Below are 25,200 nucleotides of genomic sequence, written 5' to 3' on the forward strand. Positions count from 1 at the left end.
TGCCCGTGGCGGTAACGTTGGATTGATGTCCCTCATACGCGCGCTCAGCAAGGAACTGGAAGCGCGCAGCGACGATTCGCTGCGGGCCTTGTTTGCCGCGCGACCAGACCTGATCTCTCCCATGGCGCCGGACTTCGCTGCCTTGGCTGCGAGGGCGAGCGCCCGTGTCAGCGTCCAGCGGGCCCTTGAGCGCCTGAACAAACCTGAGATGCAGGTGCTGGAGACGCTCCACCTTTCCACCAACGCCGATACCGGGCACAGTATCTCCGCGGCTGGCCTGAAGAAAGTCATTGCCGGTTCGACTCTTTCGGCGCTGGACCCGATCCTTGCCAAACTGCAGGAGCTGGCCCTCATCCATCGGGCCGATCCCCCGGCAGGTTCGCCCGCTACCTCATCACGGCAGCGCTTCTACCTTCCAGTGGGCAGCCTCAAGGACGTTATCGGCATTTACCCTGCAGGTTTGGGCAGGAGCTATACGGAACTGGTGCGGTTGCAACCGGCTTTTGCCCAGCGGGTAGTTCAGTTGGTTGCCGAACTCCACCAAAGCGGTGCCGGCATCCACCCCGCCAGCACGCCCATGGATGCTGCCCTTGCACTCCAGCGCTGGACTTCCACGCCGGAGAACCTGCGTTCCATCCTGGCAACTGCGCCGGAACGGACGGTTGGCCTCCTTGATAAGTTCGGCAGCTGGGCCATGGGCGCGGTCCCCCAGGCACAGCGGCGTGCCTCCGTTACCCACGAAAGCCACGACGTCGGGCCTATCGACTGGTTGCTGGCGCGCGGCTTGCTGGTCCCCCTCGACGCCGGCCATGTGGAACTTCCCCACAGCGTGGGCCTTGCGCTTCGGGGCGGCGCCATAGTTGACGACTTCACGCTCACCCCGCCCGTTCCGGAGCTCGGTCATACCAGCGCGGCCCTGCGACGCAATGCTGCCATGGGCGCCATTGCGGAAATCCTGAGACTGGCTGGTGAACTGCTGTTCGCCGTGCGGGAGCAGCCTTTGGCCACGCTCCGGAGCGGTGGCGTGGGAGTGCGCGAACTCCGGCGCCTGGCCGAGTCCATCCGGATGGGCGTCCATGAGACCGCTGTCCTCTTGGAGTTGTGCGCGATGGCCGGGCTGCTCCGCCTTGACGTTGACAGTTCCATGTGGGTCCAGCCGCCCTCACTGGAGTGGCTCACCCTCCCCCGGCAGGAACAGTGGCTCTGGATGGTCAATGCCTGGCTGGCCAGCGAACGCGCGCCTTCACTGGTGGGGCAGCCGCTCACCGGTCCTTCGACAACCGCCCATCAAGGGGCCGCGGGTACCACCATCAACGCATTGTCCGCCGAAGCACAGCGGCCCGATGCTCCGGTGGTGCGGCGCCGGGTCCTGGAAATCCTTAATGAACTTACGGTCGAAGCTGCGGCACCGGATGGCAAAGCGCCCGTCCTGGATGCACGGGCCGTCATGCAGCGGGCTGAATGGTCGCAACCGCGAATGTCCCGGCGTTTCAGCTCCTTGGTGCGCGGCATCCTGGAGGAAGCCACGCTCCTTGGCCTCATGGGTTCGGGCGCCTTGACCCAGTTGGGTGCGGCCATTGCCGAGGCCCGGCCCGAACAGGCCATGACCATCTTGGGTGAGCATTTGCCCGCGGCTGTGAACCACATCCTCTTGCAGGCCGACCTCACCGCCGTGGCTCCGGGGTACCTGGCCCCGGAACTCAGCGAGACACTGCTCCTGATGGCCGACGCCGAGGGGCAGGGTCCGGCGTCCATCTACCGTTTCTCGGCCGTCACCATCCGCAGGGCGCTCGACGCCGGCCAGGATGCGGAATCGCTGTTGGCGTTCCTCAGGGAGCACTCGGCCACTGACGTGCCGCAGCCCTTGGCGTACCTTGTCCAGGACACGGCGTCCCGGCACGGCCGCTTAAGGATCGGCACCAGTGCCAGCTTTGTCCAAAGCGACGACGAAACGGCCATCAGCGATTTGTTGGCCGAGGCGCGCACCTCCGTTCTGAGCCTGGTGCGGATCGCCCCTACGGTCCTGACCTCCTCGGCCAGCCCCAAGGAAACTGCGCGGGTGTTGCGCGAGTTGGGACTTTCCCCTGCCGTCCAGGAGGCTGAACCCGCCGTCGTGCGTTTTAAACGGACGACGGCGGTGCCGGGCAGTGCCCGCCCGGTCTACACAGCCCCGCGCACGGCTCCTCCGGACGATGACGTCGACGCACAGTTGTTGGTCCTGCGGCAGCACCGCGGAGTGCGGTCCGAGGCTGGAGGCGAGGCATCCACCCAGCTGGGCCTGGAGACCCTGCAAACGGCCATCCGGCTCAAACAGGCTGTCACCATGAATGTGGTGGACAGCCTTGGGAATGCCAACACAGAAACCGTTGTTCCTGTATCTGTCTCCGGTGGACGCGTCAGGGTGTTCGACCCCGCGAAAGACACCGAACGGGTGCTGTCCATCCACCGGATCATCGATGTGGAACCAGCAGGAGACCTGCGTTCATGAAGAGGAATCAACAGTGACCGACGGTCCGCTGATCGTACAAAGTGATAAGACCATCCTGCTGGAAGTCGACCACGAACTCGCCACCGAGGCACGGCACGCCATTGCGGCCTTTGCGGAGTTGGAACGCGCCCCTGAGCACATGCACAGCTACCGGTTGACGCCTTTGGGCCTGTGGAACGCGCGGGCCGCTGGCCTGGATGCCGAGCAAGTGCTGGACACCCTGCTGAAGTACTCCCGGTTCCCGGTGCCGCATGCCTTGCTGATCGACATCGAAGAGACCATGTCCCGCTATGGCCGGCTACGCCTGGAGAAGGATGCCCAGCATGGATTGGTGATGCGCACCGATGACTACCCCGTGCTGGAGGAAGTCATCCGTGCCAAAAAGATCGCACCCCTGCTTGGCCCCAGGATCGACGGCGAAACAGTAGTGGTCCACTCCTCCCAACGGGGCCAACTGAAGCAGCTGCTGCTCAAACTGGGGTGGCCGGCCGAGGACCTCGCAGGCTATGTTGACGGGCAGCCACACCTCATCATGCTGGACGAAAGCGGCTGGGAGCTGCGTCCTTACCAGAAGCTGGCCACGGAGAACTTCTGGGCCGGCGGCAGCGGCGTCGTCGTACTTCCCTGTGGTGCCGGCAAGACGCTGGTGGGTGCGGCAGCGATGGCGACGTCCTCCACCACCACGCTGATCCTGGTGACCAACACTGTCTCGGCCCGGCAATGGAAGGACGAACTCCTCAAGCGCACTTCCCTGACCGAAGACGAGATCGGTGAGTACTCAGGTGCTGTGAAGGAAGTCCGGCCAGTCACCATTGCCACCTACCAAGTCCTCACTACCAAGCGCGGTGGGCTCTATCCTCACCTGGAGCTCGTGGATGGCCACGACTGGGGACTTATCATCTATGACGAAGTCCATCTTTTGCCGGCCCCCATCTTCCGCATGACCGCCGACCTCCAAGCCAGGCGCCGGCTCGGTCTCACGGCAACGCTGGTGCGGGAAGACGGCCGGGAAGGGGAGGTCTTCAGCCTGATCGGTCCCAAGCGCTACGACGCCCCGTGGAAAGACATCGAGGCCCAGGGCTACATAGCGCCCGCCGACTGCGTGGAAGTCCGGGTGGACCTCCCGCGGGACGAGCGGGTGGCTTACGCCATGGCCGATGACGCCGACAAGTACAGGCTCTGCGCCACCTCGGAAACCAAGACCAAGTTGGTGGAAGACCTCGTTGCCGTTCATAAGGGCGAGCAGTTGCTGGTGATCGGCCAGTACATCGACCAGTTGGACGAGATCGCCGAGCGCCTGGACGCTCCCCTGATCAAGGGTGAAACCACGGTCAAAGCACGGCAGAAACTTTTTGACGCCTTCCGCAAGGGTGAGATCCAGACGTTGGTGGTCTCCAAGGTGGCCAACTTCTCGATCGACCTTCCGGAGGCATCGGTCGCCATCCAGGTATCGGGTTCGTTCGGTTCACGCCAGGAGGAGGCCCAGCGTTTGGGACGGCTCCTGCGCCCCAAGCAGGACGGCCGTGCTGCCCGGTTCTACTCCTTGGTGGCCCGTGACACCCTTGACCAGGATTTCGCCGCCAAACGCCAGCGGTTCCTTGCAGAACAGGGATATGCGTACCGGATCATGGATGCAAAAGACGTGGGCAAGGACGTCGGCCAGGAGCAGTAAAGGGCTGCGGGAAGCAAGAAACCCTTGCTATTCATCTCCAGCAAATTTACGATTCCAAGTGAAGCTCTCCGCCTTTGAAAGGCTGCCCCTGGTCCAGGCAGCCCGGCGGCCAGTCGTCGGCGGTGGGGGTATCCCGCAGGCAGGGAGCCGGCGACCAGAAGCCCTGGAAGAATCCGAGAATTCCCATCAGAGGATTCCCCCGTGAGCAAAGCCCTTGTGGCCCTTTCCGTGGTTGTCCTGCCGTCTGCCTTTGCGCAGTTGCTTCCTTCGGATTTCTTCCATTTCCAGAACAGCCTGCTTGGTGCTTTGGCGGCAGGTACCACTAACCGCCATCCCCGCGGCTTGGGCCGCGCTGGCCGGTGTTCCGTGCTTGCTGAGGAGGCGGAACACCGGCTTCACATCCCCGGCGACGGGAGCGCCAAGCACTGCTCGGCGACGTCGTCGCGTACGGCCCTGCGGGGTACGATCCTGCAGCGTTCCACGCAAAGGTGGACCGCAGTGGCCGGTTACGACCTCAGCGGTCTGGGGTTGCTGGGCTCCTCAGACCGCAAGGCCGTGGCGGGGGGTCAGACCTAGGCAACCATCCGGCTGGTCTGCTGAAGGGTGACGTGGTCCACCACTGCCCAGCAATCCTCGTCACGGAGCTGGGCACTGGCGAAGCGCTCGGCGGCGGCGAGGTCCTGGAAGTCCTCCCGCCGGACCCGTCCCGTATCGCTGTCAAGGTAGGTCACATGGAACTCGACGAGCGCTGCGTCCTGATGCTGGTGAATGCTGACTGGAGCTGCTGTGTTTGCCATGGTTCCAGTGTGGAACGGGGCACTGACATTTTTGGAAGCATCCATGGGCGTGTTCGGAATCAGCGGTTCAGGGCGTGCTCAGGTATTGGCCGGACACCTCGCGGACGGTGTCGCTAAGAACATCCAGGACCTTGGACGCTGCCTTCCACCGCTGCCAATACAGGGGGACGTCGAACGGCCTCTCCGGAGCAAGTTCAACCAGGCGGCCTTCGGCAATGTCCGGTCCACACTGGATCTCAGGGATCAACCCCCAGCCCAGCCCGAGCCGGATCGCGTCACCAAAATCGTGGGACGCCGGAACATAGTGGCGGGGCCCGCGGCGTTCCACTGCTTGACCGGTTTCGCCCGGCCAGGACCGCACGAATGCCCACTGGTAGGTGTCCTTGCGGTCGAAATCAACCGTGGGAGCCGTGTTGAGGACTTCCCCGTCCAGTCCTTGGGGAAAATCGGGAAACCACCGGTCCACGAAATCCGGCGCAGCAACGGCCCGGTACCGCATGACGCCCAGGCTTTCCACGCGGCACCCCTGCACCGGCTCGGGCGTGGCCGTAACAGCTGCCATGACTGTCCCCGAACGCAACAAGGAGGTGGAGTGCTGTTCATCATCCCGATGCAAGTCAAAAGTGACATTGAGGTCGCCAGGTACTCGCGCCAGCGCCTGCAGGAACCACACTGCCAGCGAGTCTGCGTTGACCACAATCGGCAGGGCCAGCTGTGCCCTATCCGCGCCCAGGCCGAGTTCCCTCCCGGCATCAGCCTCCAGCTGGGCGACCTGGCGCGCCAGTCGAAGAACAACTTCGCCCGCTTCCGTAGCCTGGGCAGGATTGCTGCGTTGCATCAGCACTCTGCCGGCCGCCTGTTCAAGGGCCTTCAATCTCTGGGACACCGCCGATGGCGTGATGTGGAGCAGCCGCGCTGCGGAATCCAGGGTGCCTTCGGAAAGCACGGTGGCGAAGGTCAGCAACTGTTCTGATGGAAACTGCGACATAAGAGCATCTTATGCTGCATCAGAATCATTAGCTGGTCTAAGGGCACATCCAGCCGTAGTTTCGAAGAGTGAACTACACCCACTTCCTCCAGTCCGCAGGCCTCGGCCTTGCCACCGGCCTTGCCCTGATCGTCGCCATTGGCGCCCAGAATGCCTTCGTCCTCCGGCAAGGAATCCGCGGCGAACACATCGTTCCGATCGTCGCGGTTTGCGCCCTCTCCGACGCCGTGCTGATAGCTGCCGGAGTACTTGGCACCGGTGCGCTCATTACGGCAGCCCCTGCCGCCGTCGTCGTTCTTCGCTATGTGGGGGCCGCCTTCCTGGTGACCTACGGAGTCCTGGCGGCCCGGCGCGCACTCCGTCCGCAGGCGCTGACCACCAGTGAGGGGTCAAGGAACGACGGCGGCGCGAAACGCGGCGCAGCAGCGGCGGTCACCACTGTCCTGGCCCTGACCTGGCTCAACCCGCACGTCTACCTGGACATCGCGCTCCTCGGGTCCATAGCCAGCGCACAAGGCACTCCCCTGCAGTGGTGGTTCGGGGCCGGCGCCATGCTGGGAAGCATCCTATGGTTCTGCTCCCTGGGTTTCGGCGCCCGTTTCCTCCGGGGCTTCTTTGCCCGGCCCCGCTCGTGGCGTTTCCTGGACGGCGGCATAGCCGTCACCATGGTGGCGCTGGGCGCGGGACTGGCGCTCGGGGCGTAGCCAGCCACGCAGAGGGCTCACATGCAGCGTCCAGACAACTCCCAGTTTCTGGGAGCATCATGGGTGTCATGAAAAAGAACGGCCCCGAAGCCAAGCTCCTTGTCGTCGATGACGAACCCAACATCCGCGAGCTTCTCTCCACGTCCCTGCGCTTTGCAGGTTTCGAGGTCGTTGCCGCGTCCAACGGTCGCGAAGCCCTCGCCGCAGCCGACCTCCACGCTCCGGACCTCGCCGTCCTGGACGTCATGCTGCCGGACATGGATGGTTTTACGGTGACGCGCCGCCTCCGCGCAGCAGGCAAGCACTTCCCTGTCCTGTTCCTGACCGCGAAGGACGACACCGAGGACAAAGTCACCGGCCTGACAGTTGGTGGCGATGACTACGTCACCAAACCGTTCAGCCTGGACGAAGTAGTGGCGCGGATCCGGGCGGTCCTCCGCCGCACCCAGCCCTTGGAGGACGACGACGCCGTGATCCGCGTCGACGACCTCGAACTCGACGACGACGCCCACGAGGTCCGCCGCGGCGGCACAGTGATCGAGCTGTCCCCCACCGAGTTCAAGCTCCTGCGCTACCTCATGCTGAACCCCAACCGAGTACTGTCCAAGGCCCAGATTCTGGACCACGTTTGGGAGTATGACTTCAACGGCGACGCCTCGATCGTGGAGTCCTACATTTCCTACCTCCGGCGCAAAGTGGACATTGATCCCGATGCCGCGGCCCTTATCCAGACCAAGCGCGGCGTGGGCTACGTGCTGCGGACGGCAGAGAAGCGCTGACCTTGCTGCAACGCTGGAAATCGGCGTCCCTGAGGTCCCAACTCGTCGCCATCATTATGGGCCTGCTGCTGTTGGCCTTGGCGGCCACAGGTGCGGGAACGCTCACGCTCGTCAAGAGCTACCTGCAAGGCCAGGTGGATGACAAACTCAAGGCCGCGGTCGCCTTGGCGCAGAACGAGAAGTCCTTCCTGAATCCCACTCAGCCGGACCCCATCGCACCCAGCGGCTCTGCCGTACCCACGGACTACTCGCTCACGCTGTACGTCGACGGCTTTGATCCTTATCCCTTGGGTGGCAGCCAAACTGACCGTCCCGCGATCCCCAATATCACTCCTACTGAAGCCAGGCAGCGCGGCACAACCCCTTTCCAAGTCAAAGGCACAGCCGGCACGAACTGGCGTGTGATTGCATTGGGCGTCGTGGTTACCAGCGGTCAAAGCGGCGTGGTCATCATCGGGCTGCCTCTTAGCCCGGTGGACAAAGTGATGGAACATGCGGTCCTGGTGGTGGTGGGCGTTGGCCTTTTGACGCTGGTATTGGCGTTCTTCATCGCCACGTGGACTGTTGCCCGGTCCTTCCGTCCGTTGGCCAAGGTGGAGAAAACGGCCGCCGCCATTGCCGCGGGCGATCTGTCCCGGCGTGTGGACGTAGACAACCCCCACACCGAAGTCGGCCGGCTCGGCGGTTCCCTGAATGCCATGCTGGCCCATATTGAAGCCTCCTTCGCAGCCCGGGCAGCTTCCGAAGGGCGGATGCGCCGCTTCGCAGCCGATGCCTCCCACGAACTGCGCACCCCCTTGGTGACCATCCGTGGCTTCTCTGAGCTGTACCGCCACGGTGCGCTGACCAGCGAGGAAGACGTCGCGATGGCCATGGGCAGGATCGAGAGCGAAGCCAAGCGGATGGGCTCCATGGTGGAGGACCTGTTGATGCTGGCACGCCTGGACGAGCAGCGTCCGCTTCAACTCAAGCCAGTGGACCTGCAACTCCTTGCCCATGACGCCGTGGTGGACACCAAGGCCTCCTCCGGAGACCGTCGCATCACCCTCACAGGACTCGACGGCGACTCCCCCACCGCTGCTCCCGTCCAGGGCGACGAGGCCAAACTGCGCCAAGTCATCGGCAACCTGGTGGGCAACGCGCTGCGGTACACGCCCGAGGGCAGCCCCATTGAGCTGGCTGTCGGTGTTCGAACTACTGCTTCGGGAACGTTCTCGGTCATAGAGATCCGGGATCATGGGCCCGGTATTCCGGACGCGGAAACCAACAAGATCTTCGAGCGTTTCTACCGCGCCGACACCTCCCGGACCCGCGAGACCGGTGGCAGCGGCCTGGGCCTGGCCATTGTTGCCGCCATTGTTGGCTCGCATGGAGGTACCGTGCGGGTCACGGAGACCGAAGGCGGAGGCGCAACCATGGAGGTCAGCCTTCCGTTCCGCGAAGAGCCGGCAGAGTTGGTATCCAACTAACGCTGGGGCCGTTGTCCACATACCCCTGCTGTCCGGCAGTTGTCCACATAGCGGCGAAGCTGTGTTCCGGGGCTACCGGCGGGTGCCTAGGCTCAATGTTGTGGCCCACGCATCCCACCGCGATGAGCGGAACATCTTCGTCGAAAGGCACCACCCATGAGCGTCATCTCCGTCGATACCGAGTTGCTTCAGCTCAAATCGGCCAACGTAAAAGGAACCGTAGATCGCATCAGCTCCGATGTGTTGGCCATGAAGCGCGGCCTGGACGAGCTGGAGGCAACGTGGCGGGGATCCGCCGCCACCAACTTCCGGTCCTTGGTCCTTGAATGGTCAGTTACCCAGGGAAAGGTTGAGGACTCCTTGGCATCCATCAATCTGGCATTGGCTTCGGCCGCCACAAGTTACTCCGAGGTGGAGCAAGGAAACACGCAGCGCTTCGCCTACTGAGCGCCTTTCCCTACGAGCTCCTGCGGGGCCGGCTGTCTTCCCCCTGTGCATGCCGGCTCCGCAGGTCATAGGTCAGTAGGACTTCGGCCAGCAGGACTTCGGTCAGTAGGACTTCGGTCTGTAGGTCATCAGATCATCAGCCAGCAGGCCATCACGTCATCAGGTCATCAGCCAGCAGGTTGTAAGTGGGCAGGTGACAAAGCCGGGCCCTTCGGTGCCTGGACGTTCAAAAACCCTAGCTTTCCAGCGTCCCCTGATGGAACCGGAGCCTCCATTGACCGCGGTCCAATATCCAGACGGAGCTGCGCAGTGCCGAGCCCGTGTGGGAGAAGCTGCGATAGTTCAGCAAAATGGTGTTTTCGCTGAGACGATCGGCGCTGAGCAGTTCAAGCTCAGTGGGTTCGCCGGGGTCCTCTTCCAGGGCCATCATCATGGCGTCCCGCGTCCAGAACCGTCCCGAGCTGCCAATCTCGGCAAAGTCGGGGTGGAGCAGCACACCGATCCTGCCAATGTCGGCGCGAACATCGGGCCGAAGAAGTTCCCGCTCCAAGGCAAGCACTGTCTCTTCGGCGGAGAGCTCCTGGGTGGAAGCATCCTCGAGTTCACTGAAAAGATCCGGTTGGCCAAAGAGGCCTGATTCTCCGAAGAGCGTCGGCTCAAAATGTGGTCGGGAGCTGCGTTCACTCCTGGCAGGGCTGGAGGCTGCCCGGCCCTGCGCCGGCACCTGTACCGGAACCAGCGCCGGCGCCGGCGCTGGAACCCCTGCCTGCGTAAGGTTCTGCGGTCCGCCCTGCGCGGAGGTCTGCGTTCCACCCGGCGCGGAGGCTTTCACGAGCTCGTGGTCCTGCCCCTGCGCGCCCGGGAAGCCGGGGCCGCTCCGGTGCGCGACACCCTGCTGGAAGGCCGTCGCTGCAGCCCGTGCCCGCTCATCGGCTGCCTCGTTGAGGTCGTGCCCGGCATGTCCTTTGACCCATTCGAAGGTGTACTTGCGGCCAACTATCGCCTGGTCGATGTCCTTGAGAAGGTCCACGTTCAACACAGGCTTGCCGTCGGCTTTGCGCCAGCCTTTGCGTTTCCAGCCTGGCATCCACTTGCTGATGCAGTTGATGACGTACTGGCTGTCGCAAAGGATCAGCAGCTCTTCCTCCGGCACGTGCGCCGTGGATCGGAAGAGGTCCAGGACAGCCATGAGCTCACCCTGGTTGTTGGTGCCATGCGGCCAACCTCCTGCGCGCCAACAGGAGTCATCAACGTACCAGGCCCAACCGGCCGGCCCAGGATTGCCGAGGGCGGACCCGTCGGCGGCAGCAATAATCGTCATAACGTTAATCCTGCCAGACCCCACCGACACTGAATCCGTGATAACACCCAAGTAGGTGCAGTAGATGCCCTTTTGAGCGCTCTTAACGGCATGTACTGCTACCTACTTGGGTGCGCATAACAAAACAGCGGCCCCCACCAAAAGGTGGGGACCGCCGTCGTTTACTCTAAAGCGTGACGCCTGGGCGCTGTATTGCTACAGCAGAGGGGCTTAGAAGCCGCCCATGCCGCCCATGTCGTCGCCGCCGGGAGCCGGAGCGTTCTTCTCGGGCTTGTCAGCAACTACAGCCTCGGTGGTCAGGAAGAGACCAGCGATGGAAGCAGCGTTCTGGAGAGCCGAGCGGGTGACCTTTACGGGGTCGTTCACGCCGGCAGCCAGAAGGTCTTCGTAGACGCCCGTGGCAGCGTTCAGGCCGTGGCCCGAAGGCAGGCCGCGAACCTTGTCCACCACAACGCCCGGCTCGAGGCCGGCGTTGAAGGCGATCTGCTTCAGCGGAGCGTCGATGGCAACCTTGACGATGTTGGCACCGGTTGCCTCGTCACCTTCGAGGGTGAGGTTGGCGAATGCCTTGGCACCGGCCTGGATGAGGGCAACGCCACCACCGGCAACGATGCCTTCTTCAACGGCAGCCTTTGCGTTGCGGACTGCGTCCTCAATGCGGTGCTTGCGTTCCTTGAGCTCAACCTCGGTTGCGGCACCGGCTTTGATAACTGCAACGCCGCCGGCCAGCTTGGCCAGGCGCTCCTGCAGCTTCTCGCGGTCGTAGTCGGAATCGGAGTTCTCGATCTCAGCGCGGATCTGGGCCACGCGGCCTGCGATCTGCTCTGCGTCGCCGGCACCTTCAACGATGGTGGTCTCGTCCTTGGTGACAACAACCTTGCGGGCGGTGCCGAGGAGTTCGAGGCCGGCGTTTTCGAGCTTGAGGCCAACTTCTTCGGAGATGACCTGACCACCGGTGAGGATGGCGATGTCGGCCAGCTGTGCCTTGCGGCGGTCACCGAAGCCCGGAGCCTTGACGGCGACGGACTTGAAGGTGCCACGGATCTTGTTGACGATCAGGGTGGCCAGGGCCTCGCCCTCGATGTCTTCGGCGATGATCAGCAGCGGCTTGTTGGACTGCATGACCTTCTCCAGAACCGTGACGAGTTCCTTCACGTTGGAGATCTTGGAGTTGACGATCAGGATGTACGGGTCCTCGAGGACCGTTTCCTGGCGCTCAGCGTCGGTGACGAAGTAAGCGGAGATGTAACCCTTGTCGAAGCGCATGCCCTCGGTGAGTTCGAGCTCCAGGCCGAAGGTGTTGGATTCCTCGACCGTGATAACGCCTTCCTTGCCCACCTTGTCCAGGGCTTCGGCGATCAGGCTGCCGATTTCCGGGTCACCGGCGGAGATGGAAGCCGTAGCTGCGATCTCTTCCTTGGTTTCGATTTCCTTGGCGGAAGACAGCAGTTCGTTGATGACTGCCTCAACAGCCTTCTCGATGCCGCGCTTGAGGGACAGCGGGTCGGCGCCGGCGGCAACGTTGCGCAGGCCTTCCTTCACCAGTGCCTGGGCGAGGACGGTTGCAGTGGTAGTACCGTCGCCAGCGACGTCATCCGTCTTCTTGGCAACTTCCTTGACCAGTTCTGCACCGATCTTCTCGTAGGGGTCGTCCAGTTCGATCTCCTTGGCGATGGAAACACCATCGTTGGTGATCGTGGGGGCGCCCCACTTCTTTTCGAGGACGACGTTGCGTCCACGCGGGCCGAGGGTGACCTTGACGGCGTCTGCGAGGATGTTCAGGCCCCGCTCGAGGCCGCGGCGTGCCTCTTCATCAAATGCAATGATCTTGGCCATAACGGCGGTAGTCCTTTCGGGACAGTCGTTAAGAAGGTACCTGTCAGATGGGGTGCCCGCGACGGACGGTCCCTTGCCCGCGGCCTCTGTATGCCCCGCGCTCCGGACCTCACCCCACCAAGGTGTTTCTTGATCCTCCGCTGGAACGGACGCTGCCCAGCCCCGGAGTAAACCGGCCTGGACTTAGCAGTCGAACCATAGGAGTGCTAAATCAATAATTAGCACTCGGCCGGGGAGAGTGCAAGCAGAGATGCCATTTTGCTCTATAAACACAGGGCTTTCAGCCGAGGGCTGACCCGGATGCCGAGGGCTGACCCGGATGATGCGGAAGCCGGCCTGGCGCTACGCGACGCGCACGCCTTCGGCTTGCGGCCCCTTCTGCCCCTCGCCCAGTTCAAATTCGACCCGCTGGCCCTCTTCAAGGGCACGGAATCCGTCCATTTGAATGGATGACCAGTGCACAAAGACGTCGTCACCCGATTCATCCACTGTGATGAATCCGTAGCCTTTTTCGGCGTTGAACCATTTGACGGTTCCCAATGCCATGATGCCCACACTTTCGCAGTAGCCAAGACCGGTTGCCGGGATCTCCGTACCGGATCTAATCCACTGTAACCACAGTCACTCTGCCGGCGCTCCCACGGAGGGCCAGGGCATGGGTTTTGTTATTGAGGCTTAACCGAGTTGGGGCTTTGGGGCCTTGGGACGGGCCGGAGGGCTACTGGTAGCCAGGTCCTGCCACAACCACCAAGGGCTGCTGGATTTCAGGCGATTCAACAACCGACTGGATTCCCAGCAACGCGCCGAGCGCCTCGGCGTTGGCCTTCTGCCCGGGCGTGTTGTAGAAGATGACGGACGTCTGCTGCGGCAGTCCGCCCCAGTTGCCCACCGTGCCCAATGTCCAGCCATCTGCTTGCACCAGGCCGGCCACCCGGCCCGCCAAACCTGCAGTGCCTGCTCCGTTATAGACCGCGACGGGGGTGGTCTTGTCCACGGGAGCGGAAGATGTGGTTGCCGAAGGGCTCTCGGACGGGGCGGGTTCACTGGAAGCAGACGGCGCACTGCTGGATTCGCTCGGAGCAGCAGAAGGCGTCGCATCGCTTTGCTGAGGCGCCGGCGTCGAGACACTGGGCGCTGCAGTGGGAGCTACTACGCCGAGGTTTGGCAGGACCAGGAAGGCCACCAGTCCGAGGACCAGGGCCACCGCCCCAACGGTCAGGACCGGCCACAGTGTGGGACGCGCAGTCTCCTGGGCGTCACGGTGAACGCCCTGCCGGGAGGTGTTCTGCGGGACCTGGTCGAATTCGTCCTTGGCATATTTGGTCATGGTGAAGCGATGTCCTTGCTGGTTGCTGCTGACAGATCAGCCTGGCGATTTACGCGTCGGACCCCAAGCGACGTGCCGTCCGCGCGCGCTGGCGGGACGTACGTAGTCTACGCAATCTCTTGACGAGCATGGGATCGTGGGCCAACGCGTCTTCAGTATCGATCAGTGCGTTCAGGATCTGGTAATAGTGTGTAGCCGAGAGATCGAACAGCTCGCGGATCGCTTGTTCCTTGGCCCCTGAGTACTTCCACCACTGCCGTTCCAGGGCCAGCATCTGCTGGTCCCGTTCGCTGAGCGGCGAGTCGCTGCGGGTCCCGGCCGCAAGGTCTTGGAGGGCAAAACCACCTGACTGCGGCGCCATTGGTTCCGGTGCGGGCTCTGCCACGGCATACTCCTTCGACGCTTGTTGGGGAAAATGTCCTACCCCCATGTTACGGGCGAATAACAACGCTGTCATTCGCCAACACTGTCATTCGCCGGGCCGGGCACGCGCGGGAGACAATGGCGGAGTGAATGGCGAGGATGCACTCTTTGACCTTGAGCCGACCGACCTGGGGGAGGCCGGTTTCGCCGGGCTGCCCGATCGCCCGCTGGAAGAGCTGATGGCCCCGGACTGGGCCGACGCCCTCCGCCCTGTAGAAGGCCAGCTTCGCAGCGCCTTGGCCTTTGTGGCGGGCCAAGCCAAGAGCGGGGCCCACGTCCTTCCGGCCGCCAACAACCTTCTGCGCGCCTTCCAGCAACCGTTGGCCGACGTCAAAGTGCTGATCCTTGGGCAGGACCCGTACCCCACGCCGGGACACGCCGTCGGCCTTTCCTTTGCGGTGTCGCGGCAAACGCGACCCATCCCGCGAAGCCTGGCCAACATCTACCGCGAACTCCACGACGACCTTGGCCTGCCACCCCGGGTCCACGGCGACCTCAGCGCCTGGACGGATCAAGGCGTCCTGCTGCTGAACCGCGTCCTCAGCGTCAAAGCCGGAGATGCCGGCTCACATCGTGGCAAAGGATGGGAGGCCATCACGACGGCGGCAGTTACCGCCGTCGTCAACCGTACCGACGGCGCGGGGCACCGTAGTCCGTTGGTGGCCATTCTCTGGGGGAAGGACGCCGAGGGCGTCGTGCCGCTGCTCGAAGGAGCGCCCTCGATCGTCTCCGCCCACCCCAGTCCCCTCTCCGCTTCCCGCGGCTTCTTCGGTTCCAAGCCGTTCAGCCGCAGCAATGAGCTGCTTCTCGAACAGGGAGCCCACCCGGTCAACTGGGAACTGCCTGTCTTGTAACCGCTCGTCCTGAAACGCTCACTCACATCCCAAGCCCTTCAAACCCAACGCTCACTCACCTGGCTCCCGAAGCACTCGGGACATGCAAGAGGGTCCGGCCCAAGCACCTGGGACATGCAAGAGGGCGTGTAACCTTCGACTCATCCCCAGCAGACGTGCAGGTAATTAGCTTAGGCTTACCTATATGACTGCTCTCCCTGTCACTTCGTCCGCCACCCGCACAACACGCCCGCAGGTCAACCTGACAGTCCTGCGGAACGAACGCCTTTCACCACACATGGTGCGGATCGTGGCCGGCGGACCGGGCTTCGGCGACTACGCGAACAACCAGTACGTGGACCGCTACGTCAAGATCGTCTTCCCCCAGCCCGGCGTTGACTACCAGCTCCCCCTGGACCTGTGGGCCATCCGCGAGACCATGCCGCGGGAACTGTGGCCGCACACCCGGACCTACACCATCCGCTGGGTGGACCTGGAAGCCCGGGAGCTGGCCATTGATTTCGTGGTCCATGGCGATGAAGGCCTGGCAGGTCCGTGGGCAGCAGAGGCCAAACCCGGCGACTCGTTGGTCTTCACGGGTCCCGGTGGCGCTTACAACCCGGCCCCGGAAGCCGACTGGTACTTGTTCGCCGGCGATGACGCCGCGATCCCGGCCATCGCTGCCTGCGTGGAGGCCCTTGCCCCTGAGGCCCGCGGAACCGTCTTCCTTGAGGTGGACAGCGAAGCGGACATCCTCCCCATCTCGGCACCCTCGGGGGTCAAGCTGCACTGGCTGTACCGCAACGGAGTACCCGCAGGTTCGAGTGACTTGCTGCTCGAGGCCCTGCGCAGCACCGAATGGCTTCCCGGCCGGGTGGACGTCTTCGCCCACGGCGAGCGGGGCTACATGAAAGGCCTGCGGGAGATTTTCTTCGTACAGCGTGGGCTGGAGCGCTCCCAGGTTTCACTGTCCGGCTACTGGGCGCAGGGCCGCGTGGAGGAAGTGTTTCAGGCCGAGAAAAAGCTTCCGGTCGGACAGATCTAGCCTCACCCGCTAACGCCACCTGCGCCGATTAACGACGAAAGGCACCGCCTGGAGGCGGTGCCTTTCGTCGTTGGATCATCAGCGCCTGCGCACCCTGCGCCGTTCATTGCTGGACAGGCCCTTCGTCAGCGGCCTGGCCAGGTTGTCCCCGAGCACGATGCCCGCGGCCACTCCCAGCACGATGGCCCCGGCGTTGAGCATCCCGCCCGCACCGACGAGGATGTCGCCCTCTTCAACGGTCAAAACATACATGGACCGGAAGATGGTGAGGCCGGGAAGCAGGATCAATGCGGCGGGAACTGCAACCACCAGCTGCGGCGCACCGAGCTTGAGCGCCACTACCCGGCCCAGCAGGCCGATCACCACCGCAGCCACTGCGGGCGACAAGCGATCGCCGAGTCCGGCCGCGCCGGCCCCCCACAAAACGAAGAAGCCCACCAAGCCGACTGCCGCCGTCGGGAATAACAAGCGCATTTGCGTTTGTTCGGTGACGCCGATGGCCACCACCGCAATGGCGATCAGGATCGCCCTCCCCCACAAGGGGTAGGCGTCGGGGAATGTGTCAGTGACGTCCAGGACGGCGCTGCCCATCAGTGTTCCGACCACCACGGCCACACCGATACCGGCCACGATGGCACCGAACGTCAACGCCGTGGAAAGGAAACGACCCGCCGCAGTCACAGGAAAGCCGTTGATCGCATCTTGAACAGAAGAGACAAGGCGACCCGTTGGCAGGAGCAGCAGGATCCCACCGGCAACCACAATGGACGGAGCAATGTCCACACCAGCCCACCGCAGCATCAGGGCAATGAAGGTGACCAGGAACGCGCACGCCATGGTGTTGAAGAAGTCCGCCGTCCGCCACCGTGCCAACTGCCGTGACAGCAGGCTGATCAAGATGTTGGAGCAGAAAGCCACAGCAGACGCACCCAGCCCACCGCCAAGGACGCCCACGAAAACGGCCGAGAAAATACCGAACGCAATGGTGACCATCCAGCGAGGGAACGGCTTGGCGCTGCGGATGATCTCGTTCAAGCGGCGCACAGCTTCATCGCGCCCCACGCCCCCGGCCACAATGTCAGTCACCAGTTGGTGCACTTGCGCCAACCCCGCGTAGTTGTTGGTCCAGGAGCGGACAACACGCAGGAGCGTGATGGGTGTCTGGTCCTTGGGTGCGTAGTTAATGGCCACCGACTGGTTGGTGATGTCCACTTCAACGTTCTTCAATCCCAGCGCCGCCGTCACGGCGATCATGCTGGTCTCCACCTCAAGGGCACCGGCACCGTAGCGGAACATGACCTCGGCCAGATGCAGGGCGAAGTCGATGGTTTTGCGGGCGGAAGCATCCACTCCCACCACCTGGATGGTGGGGTTGGCATAAGGGCTTCCTGCCAACCGGTCCACGATGTTCATGGGTGCCGTGGGCGGGCTGTCACCTTGGACCAAGCGCATGAGCATGCGTTTGGCGTTGACGTTCTGCCGGACCTGGGATGGCCGCAGCGGCTGCGTTTTGGGCAACCCGTCAGTATGGGGCCTGCTGGCGGACCCGTCGGGGCGTTCAGTCACGCGGTGATCCTCCCTTGGCTTGTGTGATTAGCGGTTCCTCCGAAGTTTTCCTACTACCGGCAATTTCTCAAGTGGCAATCGTCCCAGCACTGTCTGGGCGGCCCCTGCGAGCTTCCTGACCGCGCGGTATCCGTGGAAGATGACCGGATTGACCGGGGCCACGAAGTCCCCCACCAGTTGGACCACTTCGCCGCCGAAGCCCTTCTTGAACTCGTAACCTCCGTGGCCGGTTTCATCCTGGCCCTGGATGCCGAATGTGCCATAGAAGTTGTACCGCGAGTATCCGTTGTTCAAGGCGTGCAGCATCATGCCCCAGTAGAGGGAAGTAGCGCCGTTGAAGTAGATGTAATCCTGCACGGTGCCGCCAATGACGCACACCAGTTCCTCGCCGGAGCAGGCAAAATGGATGGCGGCCACAGTGGCTACGCCAACTGAATCCGGGAAACGCTCGATGTCCTTGAGGCTGCGCTCGTAACTGTCAACGAGGTCCTGGACAACCTTGACCCTGTTGGCCTTCTTCTTGCTGCCGGTCTCCTCGACTTCCCGCTTCAGGTCTGCGAGGGTCTTGGATTCGGCATCGAGCCGTTCGGTGATGGAGGCCCGGTATTCAGGGATGTTGATCTTGGCCATCATGAGCTTGGTGAACTCGTCCGAGGTGTTGCGGAGCAGTTGCTCGTAGTACTCGCGTTCGCGGTACGTGAAGCCTTTCTCGTCCCCGGCAGTGCTCAGTGCGTTGTAAAACTCATCCAGCGTCTCCAGCGTTGCCTGTTCCAGGTAGACGCCGTTCTTCTCGGCTTTCCGGATGGCCTTGCGGGTGCGGTAGTTCATGCCCATGATGAGCTCTTCGGAATCAGCGATCCCGTCCAGCTGCTTGATGAACATCCAGTTGATGTTGGCGAAGTTCATCTCGAAGCCCTGGTGCTTGAAGCCCAGGCCTTCGAATTCCTTCAGCAGCGGACGGTTGTCCTCAACTTCGGGGTGCTCGGCGCCTTCTTCGTCGCGGGCGATGTACCTGATGTTGGGCGAGATCCGCAGTTCGGCGGCCTTCTTGCCGGCCGCGTGCTTCTTCAACTGCTCGACGACGAACCTCACCAGGGTGGGATCGCTGTAGTCCATCAGGGGTCCCTTGGCGCAGTCAGCGGTCTTGTAGCCCAGGCGGTTGGCCGTGTAGACCAGCTTTCCTGCAGCGATCAGGCCGCCGTTCTGCGTTACTCCGAAGAGTTCCACTTCCTGGCCACGGGCACGCTGGAATCGCGTGAGGTCCAAGGACTGAATGAAGCTGCCCTGCGGGTGTCCCTTGGCGAATGTCTCGAAATCAGCGTCACTGAGAATCACGAATTCCATGTCGGTTCCAGCCTCAATCGGAGTCAAAGAAATTACCTCACCTAACAGTAGATTTGCACCCGTTGGTGGCCGGGGCGGGCCTGAATTTAGCTTGGGGACTTTGTGGAGTGGCGTCGCCCGGGGCCGGCTCCTAGTAGAACTGTCCGCCGGTGCGCGTGGTCTCGAGCCGACGGAAGATGCGCTCCGCACCCTTGACCCACAGCTTGTGGCGGACAGGGCCCAGGACGAGGTCGTAGCAACCCACAAAATCCGTGACGGTCTTGGTAAAGCTTGTCTTGAACGATCCCAAGCCATAAAGCGGATGGGACTTGTCCTTGATGTGCGCGGCCGGCGGAGTTCCGCAGAAGTCGTACTCCACGCAACCGAGCTCCTGCATACGCTGGATCGCGGCCCACTGCGCCAGGTGTGAATCGCCGTATTGCTTACGGTTCTGGGTGGATCCACCGTCCTTGTACGTGGCCTTTGATCCGTAGTTGATCACGAAAGCACCAACACTGGGTGCGCCGTCCTCATGGACGAAGAAGAAGTGGCCCTGCCCGCGGCTGCAGAACTCTTCCCAGAACTTTGCGTAGTACTCGTAGCTCCGCAGCGGCATGGCACCTTTAGCGTCCATGGTGTTCCGCATGAGGGCGTACAGCTTGCGGTAACTGTCCTCGCCGGGCTCTCCCTGCACAACCTCGCACCCTTCACGCTCGGCCCTGCGGACCGCGTTGCGTGCACGCGAGGAGATGCTCCTGAGCACTTCGTTGGCCGGGGCCGAGATATCCAGAATGGCAGTGGAGTCGTTGGATTGGATGTTGGGCGCTTTGACCAACCCGGCGGCCTTCAGTTGCGCAGTCACCTCAGGTGACTCCACGACGTCGGGCTCTATCTTGATGGTGAAGACGTTCATCTTCTGTTCCTTGGCCAAAGTAGCCACGGCCTTCAGCAGGGGCTGGATGTCTTCCACAGCAGCAACGTCCGGGCCCTTGATCAGGTACCAGAGCCGGCCCAGGACAGGGAACTTCTTCTCGAGGAGCAAGTTGTAGCTGCTGTATTCCTGGGTTTCGATGACGAGCCGGCGGACCAACCAGCCGTTACCGTCCTTGACTGCGGCGTAGGCGTCGGACTGCAGCATGTTGCCGCCGTTCGGGTTGGCCGTGACGTGCTTGTCCCAGTTGTCGATTTCCTCGGCGGTGGCAAAGCGGGCGGTAAATTCTCGCAAGGTGGCCGTGTCCAATCTCAGGGGTTTGGTGCAGTGTTCAAAAGCTCGGTACGCATGCGGACATGCAGCCCCAAGTCTATCGGGCCAAGCGAAATCGGCTGGTCTATGAGCAAAAGCGCAGATCTGCCGTTGCTCACAAACGGATCTGGTCCGGGCGCTCCAACTCGATCGCCTTCGGTTGCCTGCCCAGTTCACGCTGGCCGCTGACGAGCCGGTCCGCGTTGGCAAGCCTGCTGAGGCTCAGCCCGGTTAGGTCTGCGATCTGCCCAATGGGAACCTGGAAGGTCCGGAACGGTCCCAGCGGAGGTGGCTCTCCTTCGAGGAGGCGCTGATCGATGGCCCGTTTCAGCTCGACCTTGCCCAGGAGCGGCGACTGGTCCAGGAGGAAGCCCACGGCAGCCAGCTTGGCATCGTTGGTCCACGCGGCGATCTTCCAGAATTTGCGCGGGATTTGGACGCCCCGGTAAGGCTGGTCATCGTCCAGGAGCACGGGTCCCGTGAAGACGCTGATCTTGGCGTCGTGGGCATCCGCATGACTCAGCACGTGGTCCTCGAGCCCCACCCAGAGTTCTTTGCCTTGGTTGAAGTCGTCCACCTGTGGGGCAGCGTTGGTGAAAACGAAGGTGTCCTGGTTGGCTTTCTTGGCGGTAGCCGCATCTCCCCAGACGGGATCCAACCGCCGCACCAGATGGCCGCGGTCGAAGGCGTTGTTCTTGTAAACGTCCGGGCCTGCCTGCTGTTCCCGCGGAATCCTGTCGTCGAAGTGCCACGTTCCCTCACGGGCCAGTGGGTTCAGCTCGGCACCGCTGATGTTGACTCCCACGATCGCCGCGAGCTTCCGGGACACCCGGAAACGCACGGAGAAGTGGATGTAGTCCAACAGAATCGTCGTTGCCGACGGACTGGGCAGCTCAAGGCGTGCCCGCAAAAAATCCCTGTCGTATCCCCCGCTCATGGATACAGCATGGCACTAGGCACTGACAGTAAACAGACTCAGCATTCGACGACGTTGACGGCGAGGCCGCCCATCGCGGTTTCCTTGTATTTATCGGACATGTCCTTGCCCGTTTCGCGCATGGTCACGATCACCTCGTCCAACGAGACCCGGTGCGTACCATCACCCCACAACGCCATCTTCGCCGCGTTGATCGCCTTCGCCGCAGCAATGGCGTTCCGCTCGATACACGGAATCTGCACCAACCCGCCGATCGGATCACACGTCAACCCCAGGTTATGTTCCATCGCGATCTCCGCCGCGTTCTCCACCTGCCCCGGCGTACCACCCATCACCTCAGCCAAACCAGCAGCAGCCATCGACGACGCCGACCCCACCTCACCCTGGCACCCCACCTCAGCACCGGAAATGGACGCCTGCTCCTTATACAAAACCCCCACAGCACCAGCAGTCAGGAGGAACTTCACCACCACATCATCCCGATCCTTTTGGGAAGCCTTGTCCATCCCCGGGGCGTAATTCAACGCGTAATACAACACCGCCGGGATGATCCCCGCAGCACCATTGGTCGGCGCCGTCACCACCCGGCCGCCCGAAGCGTTCTCCTCATTGACCGCCAACGCGATCAGGTTCACCCACTCCTGCCAATACTTCGGATCATTCCGGTCCTTATCCTCCTTCAGCAGCCGCTCCAACCAGTCAGGAGCACGACGCCGGACCCGCAACCCGCCAGGGAGCACACCCTCACGCTTCAAACTGGTTTCAACACAGGCCTCCATCACGGACCAGATATGCAGCAAACCCTCCCGGATCTCCTCCTCGGACCGGGACGCCCGCTCATTAATGAACATGATGTCGCTGATCCCCAGCCCCTTGGACGCACACCTGCCCAACAACTCCGCCGCCGTCCGGAACGGCAACGGCAACTCCTTCTTGGACTCCTCCAACTCCTGCTGCGCAGCGTTCTCCTCACCCTCACGGACAATGAACCCGCCACCAACCGAGAAGAACGTCGCCTCCCGCACGATGTTTCCCTCAGCATCCGAGACAGCAAACTTCATCCCGTTCGTATGCCGCGGCAACACCGTCAACGGATGGAGAATCATGTCCTCCACCGCATAGGGCAGCTCCACCCCCTCACCAGAGGCACCAGCCAGGTTCAGCACACCGGTCTCAGCAATAGCAGCCAACCGCGCCTCCACCTCCTCAGGCAGGATCAGCTCAGGGTGATACCCCTCCAAACCCAACAGCGTGGCCGTCATGGTCCCGTGGCCACGTCCCGTCGCAGCCAACGACCCATACAAATCCACCCGCAACGACGCCACCGAACCCAGGACACCAGCGTCCTTCAGCTCACCGGCGAACACCGCAGCAGCCCGCATCGGCCCCACAGTATGCGAACTCGACGGACCAATACCCACGGAAAAAAGATCGAAAACACCAACAGCCATGGTCGGGATTCCTTAATACAGTTTGAAACGGTCCGGCAGATGGTCCTGCCGGATGGCCTCCCCCGCTTGTGGCGGAGATCGGCCGAAGCACGACGCCGGATGGCCCCCAAAGGCGGCAACCCGGCGTCGCAATTTTATTCAGTTCTACAATCCCACGCTACGCCACTGCGCTTGAGTGGTGGGGGTTGCCCGATCGGCCAAGCTCGGACGCTGCAACGCCCAATACGGGGATTCGCTGCCAAACATGCCATGCGCACGGCACCCCCAGCAGCAAACCCACGAATCGGCCAAACAACACCTCACCGGAGCCCGGACGTGGCCCCACCTGGGACTGGCATCCAAGCTCGGCCGCTGCAACGCCCAATACGGGGATTCGCTGCCAAACATGCCATGCGCACGGCACCCCCAGCAGCAAACCCACGAATACGCCAAACAACACCTCACCGGAACCCGAACTAGCCCCACCTGGGACTGGCATCCAAGCTCGGACGCTGCAACGCCCACTACGGGGATTCGCTGCCAAACATGCCATGCGCACGGCACCCCCAGCAGCAAACCCACGAATCGGCCGGTGCACTTGGGGTCGGCGTCCGGAAGCGTGCGTCTGAGGGAGCTTCGCGTCCGCCCAGCGGGCGCCCAAGCGACCGAGCACGCGGAGGATGCCAGCCCCAACGGGCGCCAGCTAAGAGGAGCAGGGCCTAGGAGAGGTCTCCGCCATTCTTGGAGGCGTATTCCTCGGCCGACAGCAGCGGGCCGTCGGACTCGGCGGCGACCTTGAACAGCCAGCCGGCGCCGTAGGGGTCGTTGTTGATCAGTGCGGGGTCCGAGACAACGGCGTCGTTGATCTCCGTGACCTCGCCGGTGACCGGCGAGTACAGGTCCGAGACGGACTTCGTGGACTCAACTTCGCCACAGGTCTCGCCAGCGGTCACCGTGGAGCCAACCTCGGGCAGGTCAACGTACACAATGTCACCCAGAGCGTCGGTGGCAACCTCGGAAATACCGACGGATACCGAGTTCCCTTCGCCGCGGGAAACCCACTCGTGCTCGTCGGAGTACTGAAGTTCGGGCGCTACTTTGGGCATTCTGTTTCCTTTACGTGTAGTGGCTACATCTAATTGTGTCGTGTCTGGGCCGTGAGCGTGGCTGATTCGCGGGCGTGGGGCAACGAATTCCTCCGCGTGCTGCTCCTCCGTCGCTTTGACGCACGCTTCCGGAATCCGCTCCCCCACCGCGCGGCCACGCGAGTCAGACCTTCGGAACTACGCGGGCCCCTTCGAGTCCGGGATCCGGAAGCGTGCGTCCAAGGGAGCGTCACGTCCGCTCAGCGGGCGTTCCCGCGACCGAGCACGCGGAGGATGCCGGACCCGACGGGCTTTTGGGCGACCCGTCGGGTACGGCTCCGGCTTACTTTTGGCGTTTGTAGAACGGCAGTCCCACGACTTCGAACGGCTCGCTCTTTCCGCGGAGATCAACATCGAGTGAAGTTCCCGGCTCAGCGAAAGCGACGTCGACATACGCCAACGCTACCGGGTAACCGAGCGTGGGGCTGGGCTGACCGGACGTGACTTCGCCAATCACTGCGCCGTCCTTGAGGACCGGGTAGTGGCCTCGGCCGGCACGGCGGCCCAGGCCCTTGAGGCCAACGAGCTTGCGCCCGCTGGTGGAGCCTGCACCATCTGCCTTGAGGGCAGCGAGTGCGTCCTTGCCCACGAAGTCGCCTTCCTTGGACAGAGCCACCACCGGTCCGAGTCCTGCTGCGAAGGGGTTGCCTTCGCGGGAGAGCTCGTTTCCGTAGAGCGGCATGCCGGCTTCCAGGCGCAGGGAGTCGCGGGAAGCCAGGCCGGCGGGAGTGAGTTCGCCGTCTTCGGCAGCGTCGGCGATGGCCTGCCACAGGGCTGCTGCGGATTCGTTGGCCACAAAGATCTCAAAGCCGTCTTCGCCGGTGTACCCGGTCCGGGCCAACAGCAGGTCCTGCGTGCCGCCGTCGAACGTGAACGGAACATCAACCGCGGCGTAGTACTTCAGGTCGGTGACCAGCGCGTGTTGTTCGGCGGGCACCAGGCGGAGGAGGATCGCTTCAGCCAGGGGTCCCTGAACGGCAATCAGCGAGGTCCCAGCGGATGCGTCCTCAACGACGACGTCGAAACCGGCGGCGCGCTCCAGAAGGGCTGCGGCAACAACCGCAGCGTTTCCGGCGTTCGGTACCACGAGGAACTTCTCCTCACCGCGACGGTAGGCGATGAGGTCGTCGATGATTCCGCCGTCTTCCTGGCAGATCAGCGAGTACTTGGCTTTGCCGATGGCCATGGCTGAGATTTTGCCCACCAGGGCGTAGTCCAGGAATGCTGCTGCCTCGGGGCCGGTGACCCAGACTTCGCCCATGTGGGAGAGGTCGAACAGGCCTGCGGACTTGCGGACCGCGTGGTGCTCAGCCAACTCCGAGGAGTATTTGAGCGGCATCTGCCAGCCACCGAAGTCGGTGAAGGACGCGCCGAGTTTCTTGTGCTCTTCGTAAAGAGCTGTGTAGTTCTCTGTCATTTTCCGGAAC

Annotated in this window: 24 protein-coding genes; 9 read left to right on the forward strand and 15 right to left on the reverse strand. The window is 62.9% G+C overall.

Translation table 11 applies throughout. The annotated features are described in order from the left end of the window. Positions 1 to 25 precede the first annotated feature (25 nt). The gene (locus tag AC6JA3_RS16510; protein WP_347781791.1) at positions 26 to 2,488 is read left to right on the forward strand and encodes a helicase-associated domain-containing protein; all 2,463 of its coding nucleotides are present in this window, start codon (positions 26 to 28) and stop codon (positions 2,486 to 2,488) included. A 13-nt stretch (positions 2,489 to 2,501) separates the two neighbouring features. After that, positions 2,502 to 4,160 carry a DNA repair helicase XPB gene (locus tag AC6JA3_RS16515; RefSeq protein ID WP_091551182.1) on the forward strand — a complete coding sequence of 553 codons (1,659 nt, stop codon included), beginning with the start codon at positions 2,502 to 2,504 and terminating at the stop codon, positions 4,158 to 4,160. 46 nt (positions 4,161 to 4,206) lie between these two features. Here the strand turns inward: AC6JA3_RS16515 and AC6JA3_RS16520 are convergent, their stop codons facing one another. After that, positions 4,207 to 4,347 (reverse strand): hypothetical protein, encoded by a 141-nt coding sequence (locus AC6JA3_RS16520; RefSeq protein ID WP_155854161.1) that lies wholly within the window; start codon positions 4,345 to 4,347, stop codon positions 4,207 to 4,209. 14 nt (positions 4,348 to 4,361) lie between these two features. On the opposite strand from AC6JA3_RS16520, the gene AC6JA3_RS16525 reads away from it, so the two are divergent. Further along, on the forward strand, positions 4,362 to 4,736 hold the full coding sequence (locus AC6JA3_RS16525) for a hypothetical protein (protein ID WP_497920316.1): 375 nt from the start codon (positions 4,362 to 4,364) through the stop codon (positions 4,734 to 4,736). On the opposite strand, the gene AC6JA3_RS16530 is transcribed toward AC6JA3_RS16525, so the two are convergent. Together AC6JA3_RS16530 and AC6JA3_RS16535 are read right to left on the reverse strand one after the other, a co-directional pair. Continuing rightward, positions 4,733 to 4,957 (reverse strand): hypothetical protein, encoded by a 225-nt coding sequence (locus AC6JA3_RS16530; protein WP_026543230.1) that lies wholly within the window; start codon positions 4,955 to 4,957, stop codon positions 4,733 to 4,735. The two genes, AC6JA3_RS16525 and AC6JA3_RS16530, sit on opposite strands and share 4 nt — an antisense overlap. A 67-nt stretch (positions 4,958 to 5,024) precedes the next feature. Further along, entirely contained in the window at positions 5,025 to 5,945 is a 921-nt protein-coding gene (locus AC6JA3_RS16535) for a LysR family transcriptional regulator ArgP (protein ID WP_347781792.1), read from the reverse strand. 68 nt (positions 5,946 to 6,013) lie between these two features. On the opposite strand from AC6JA3_RS16535, the gene AC6JA3_RS16540 reads away from it, so the two are divergent. The 4 genes from AC6JA3_RS16540 to AC6JA3_RS16555 all read left to right on the forward strand — a co-directional run bounded on the left by AC6JA3_RS16540 (position 6,014) and on the right by AC6JA3_RS16555 (position 9,344). Further along, positions 6,014 to 6,649 carry a LysE/ArgO family amino acid transporter gene (locus AC6JA3_RS16540; RefSeq protein WP_347781793.1) on the forward strand — a complete coding sequence of 212 codons (636 nt, stop codon included), beginning with the start codon at positions 6,014 to 6,016 and terminating at the stop codon, positions 6,647 to 6,649. Positions 6,650 to 6,717: 68 nt separating this feature from the next. Then, a complete protein-coding gene (locus AC6JA3_RS16545) occupies positions 6,718 to 7,428 on the forward strand; it encodes a response regulator transcription factor (RefSeq protein ID WP_026543233.1) in 711 nt (236 codons plus the stop codon). Between the two features lie 2 nt (positions 7,429 to 7,430). Beyond that, positions 7,431 to 8,897, forward strand: a complete 1,467-nt coding sequence (locus tag AC6JA3_RS16550) for a sensor histidine kinase (protein ID WP_223944771.1) — start codon at positions 7,431 to 7,433, stop codon at positions 8,895 to 8,897. A 156-nt stretch (positions 8,898 to 9,053) separates the two neighbouring features. After that, complete coding sequence (locus tag AC6JA3_RS16555) at positions 9,054 to 9,344, forward strand: WXG100 family type VII secretion target (protein WP_026543235.1); 291 nt, start codon at positions 9,054 to 9,056, stop codon at positions 9,342 to 9,344. A 235-nt stretch (positions 9,345 to 9,579) separates the two neighbouring features. Here the strand turns inward: AC6JA3_RS16555 and AC6JA3_RS16560 are convergent, their stop codons facing one another. The 5 genes from AC6JA3_RS16560 to AC6JA3_RS16580 form a co-directional block, all read right to left on the reverse strand. Then, positions 9,580 to 10,665, reverse strand: a complete 1,086-nt coding sequence (locus tag AC6JA3_RS16560; RefSeq protein ID WP_347781794.1) for an RNase H family protein — start codon at positions 10,663 to 10,665, stop codon at positions 9,580 to 9,582. A 210-nt stretch (positions 10,666 to 10,875) separates the two neighbouring features. After that, positions 10,876 to 12,501: a chaperonin GroEL gene (gene groL, locus AC6JA3_RS16565; RefSeq protein WP_026543237.1), complete on the reverse strand. Its 1,626-nt coding sequence runs from the start codon at positions 12,499 to 12,501 to the stop codon at positions 10,876 to 10,878. Between the two features lie 342 nt (positions 12,502 to 12,843). Beyond that, complete coding sequence (locus tag AC6JA3_RS16570; protein WP_026543238.1) at positions 12,844 to 13,047, reverse strand: cold-shock protein; 204 nt, start codon at positions 13,045 to 13,047, stop codon at positions 12,844 to 12,846. 172 nt (positions 13,048 to 13,219) lie between these two features. Then, positions 13,220 to 13,828, reverse strand: coding sequence for a LytR C-terminal domain-containing protein (locus tag AC6JA3_RS16575; protein ID WP_347781795.1), 609 nt, complete (start codon positions 13,826 to 13,828; stop codon positions 13,220 to 13,222). Between the two features lie 49 nt (positions 13,829 to 13,877). Then, on the reverse strand, positions 13,878 to 14,213 hold the full coding sequence (locus tag AC6JA3_RS16580) for a DUF3263 domain-containing protein (protein WP_026548264.1): 336 nt from the start codon (positions 14,211 to 14,213) through the stop codon (positions 13,878 to 13,880). A 124-nt stretch (positions 14,214 to 14,337) separates the two neighbouring features. Here AC6JA3_RS16580 and AC6JA3_RS16585 point away from each other — a divergent pair, with 124 nt between their 5' ends. Next, positions 14,338 to 15,105, forward strand: a complete 768-nt coding sequence (locus tag AC6JA3_RS16585; RefSeq protein ID WP_347781796.1) for a uracil-DNA glycosylase — start codon at positions 14,338 to 14,340, stop codon at positions 15,103 to 15,105. 184 nt (positions 15,106 to 15,289) lie between these two features. After that, a complete protein-coding gene (locus tag AC6JA3_RS16590) occupies positions 15,290 to 16,129 on the forward strand; it encodes a siderophore-interacting protein (protein ID WP_347781797.1) in 840 nt (279 codons plus the stop codon). A gap of 78 nt (positions 16,130 to 16,207) precedes the next feature. On the opposite strand, the gene AC6JA3_RS16595 is transcribed toward AC6JA3_RS16590, so the two are convergent. The 7 genes from AC6JA3_RS16595 to gcvT form a co-directional block, all read right to left on the reverse strand. Further along, positions 16,208 to 17,695: a threonine/serine exporter family protein gene (locus AC6JA3_RS16595; protein ID WP_347781798.1), complete on the reverse strand. Its 1,488-nt coding sequence runs from the start codon at positions 17,693 to 17,695 to the stop codon at positions 16,208 to 16,210. Between the two features lie 27 nt (positions 17,696 to 17,722). Beyond that, positions 17,723 to 19,039: a peptidoglycan bridge formation glycyltransferase FemA/FemB family protein gene (locus AC6JA3_RS16600; RefSeq protein ID WP_026543244.1), complete on the reverse strand. Its 1,317-nt coding sequence runs from the start codon at positions 19,037 to 19,039 to the stop codon at positions 17,723 to 17,725. 130 nt (positions 19,040 to 19,169) lie between these two features. Further along, positions 19,170 to 20,258, reverse strand: coding sequence for a lipid II:glycine glycyltransferase FemX (locus AC6JA3_RS16605; RefSeq protein ID WP_081733450.1), 1,089 nt, complete (start codon positions 20,256 to 20,258; stop codon positions 19,170 to 19,172). Positions 20,259 to 20,376: 118 nt separating this feature from the next. Beyond that, entirely contained in the window at positions 20,377 to 21,198 is an 822-nt protein-coding gene (locus AC6JA3_RS16610) for a DNA/RNA non-specific endonuclease (RefSeq protein ID WP_026543246.1), read from the reverse strand. Between the two features lie 38 nt (positions 21,199 to 21,236). Continuing rightward, a complete protein-coding gene (locus AC6JA3_RS16615; protein WP_347781799.1) occupies positions 21,237 to 22,649 on the reverse strand; it encodes an L-serine ammonia-lyase in 1,413 nt (470 codons plus the stop codon). A gap of 698 nt (positions 22,650 to 23,347) precedes the next feature. Then, complete coding sequence (gene gcvH / locus AC6JA3_RS16620) at positions 23,348 to 23,734, reverse strand: glycine cleavage system protein GcvH (RefSeq protein ID WP_026542540.1); 387 nt, start codon at positions 23,732 to 23,734, stop codon at positions 23,348 to 23,350. 322 nt (positions 23,735 to 24,056) lie between these two features. Next, positions 24,057 to 25,190, reverse strand: coding sequence for a glycine cleavage system aminomethyltransferase GcvT (gene gcvT, locus AC6JA3_RS16625; RefSeq protein WP_026548258.1), 1,134 nt, complete (start codon positions 25,188 to 25,190; stop codon positions 24,057 to 24,059). Positions 25,191 to 25,200 lie beyond the last annotated feature (10 nt).

This window comes from Arthrobacter sp. TmtSoilC79 (assembly GCF_059739405.1).

Bases quoted from the DNA above. Each gene is read 5' to 3' on its own strand.
- AC6JA3_RS16510 (WP_347781791.1), top strand. From the start codon at position 26: ATGTCCCTCATACGCGCGCTCAGCAAGGAACTGGAAGCGCGCAGCGAC.
- AC6JA3_RS16520 (WP_155854161.1), bottom strand. From the start codon at position 4,347: ATGGGAATTCTCGGATTCTTCCAGGGCTTCTGGTCGCCGGCTCCCTGC.
- AC6JA3_RS16530 (WP_026543230.1), bottom strand. From the start codon at position 4,957: ATGGCAAACACAGCAGCTCCAGTCAGCATTCACCAGCATCAGGACGCA.
- AC6JA3_RS16535 (WP_347781792.1), bottom strand. From the start codon at position 5,945: ATGTCGCAGTTTCCATCAGAACAGTTGCTGACCTTCGCCACCGTGCTT.
- AC6JA3_RS16545 (WP_026543233.1), top strand. From the start codon at position 6,718: ATGAAAAAGAACGGCCCCGAAGCCAAGCTCCTTGTCGTCGATGACGAA.
- AC6JA3_RS16555 (WP_026543235.1), top strand. From the start codon at position 9,054: ATGAGCGTCATCTCCGTCGATACCGAGTTGCTTCAGCTCAAATCGGCC.
- AC6JA3_RS16560 (WP_347781794.1), bottom strand. From the start codon at position 10,665: ATGACGATTATTGCTGCCGCCGACGGGTCCGCCCTCGGCAATCCTGGG.
- groL (WP_026543237.1), bottom strand. From the start codon at position 12,501: ATGGCCAAGATCATTGCATTTGATGAAGAGGCACGCCGCGGCCTCGAG.
- AC6JA3_RS16570 (WP_026543238.1), bottom strand. From the start codon at position 13,047: ATGGCATTGGGAACCGTCAAATGGTTCAACGCCGAAAAAGGCTACGGA.
- AC6JA3_RS16575 (WP_347781795.1), bottom strand. From the start codon at position 13,828: ATGACCAAATATGCCAAGGACGAATTCGACCAGGTCCCGCAGAACACC.
- AC6JA3_RS16590 (WP_347781797.1), top strand. From the start codon at position 15,290: ATGACTGCTCTCCCTGTCACTTCGTCCGCCACCCGCACAACACGCCCG.
- AC6JA3_RS16600 (WP_026543244.1), bottom strand. From the start codon at position 19,039: ATGGAATTCGTGATTCTCAGTGACGCTGATTTCGAGACATTCGCCAAG.
- AC6JA3_RS16610 (WP_026543246.1), bottom strand. From the start codon at position 21,198: ATGAGCGGGGGATACGACAGGGATTTTTTGCGGGCACGCCTTGAGCTG.
- AC6JA3_RS16615 (WP_347781799.1), bottom strand. From the start codon at position 22,649: ATGGCTGTTGGTGTTTTCGATCTTTTTTCCGTGGGTATTGGTCCGTCG.
- gcvH (WP_026542540.1), bottom strand. From the start codon at position 23,734: ATGCCCAAAGTAGCGCCCGAACTTCAGTACTCCGACGAGCACGAGTGG.
- gcvT (WP_026548258.1), bottom strand. From the start codon at position 25,190: ATGACAGAGAACTACACAGCTCTTTACGAAGAGCACAAGAAACTCGGC.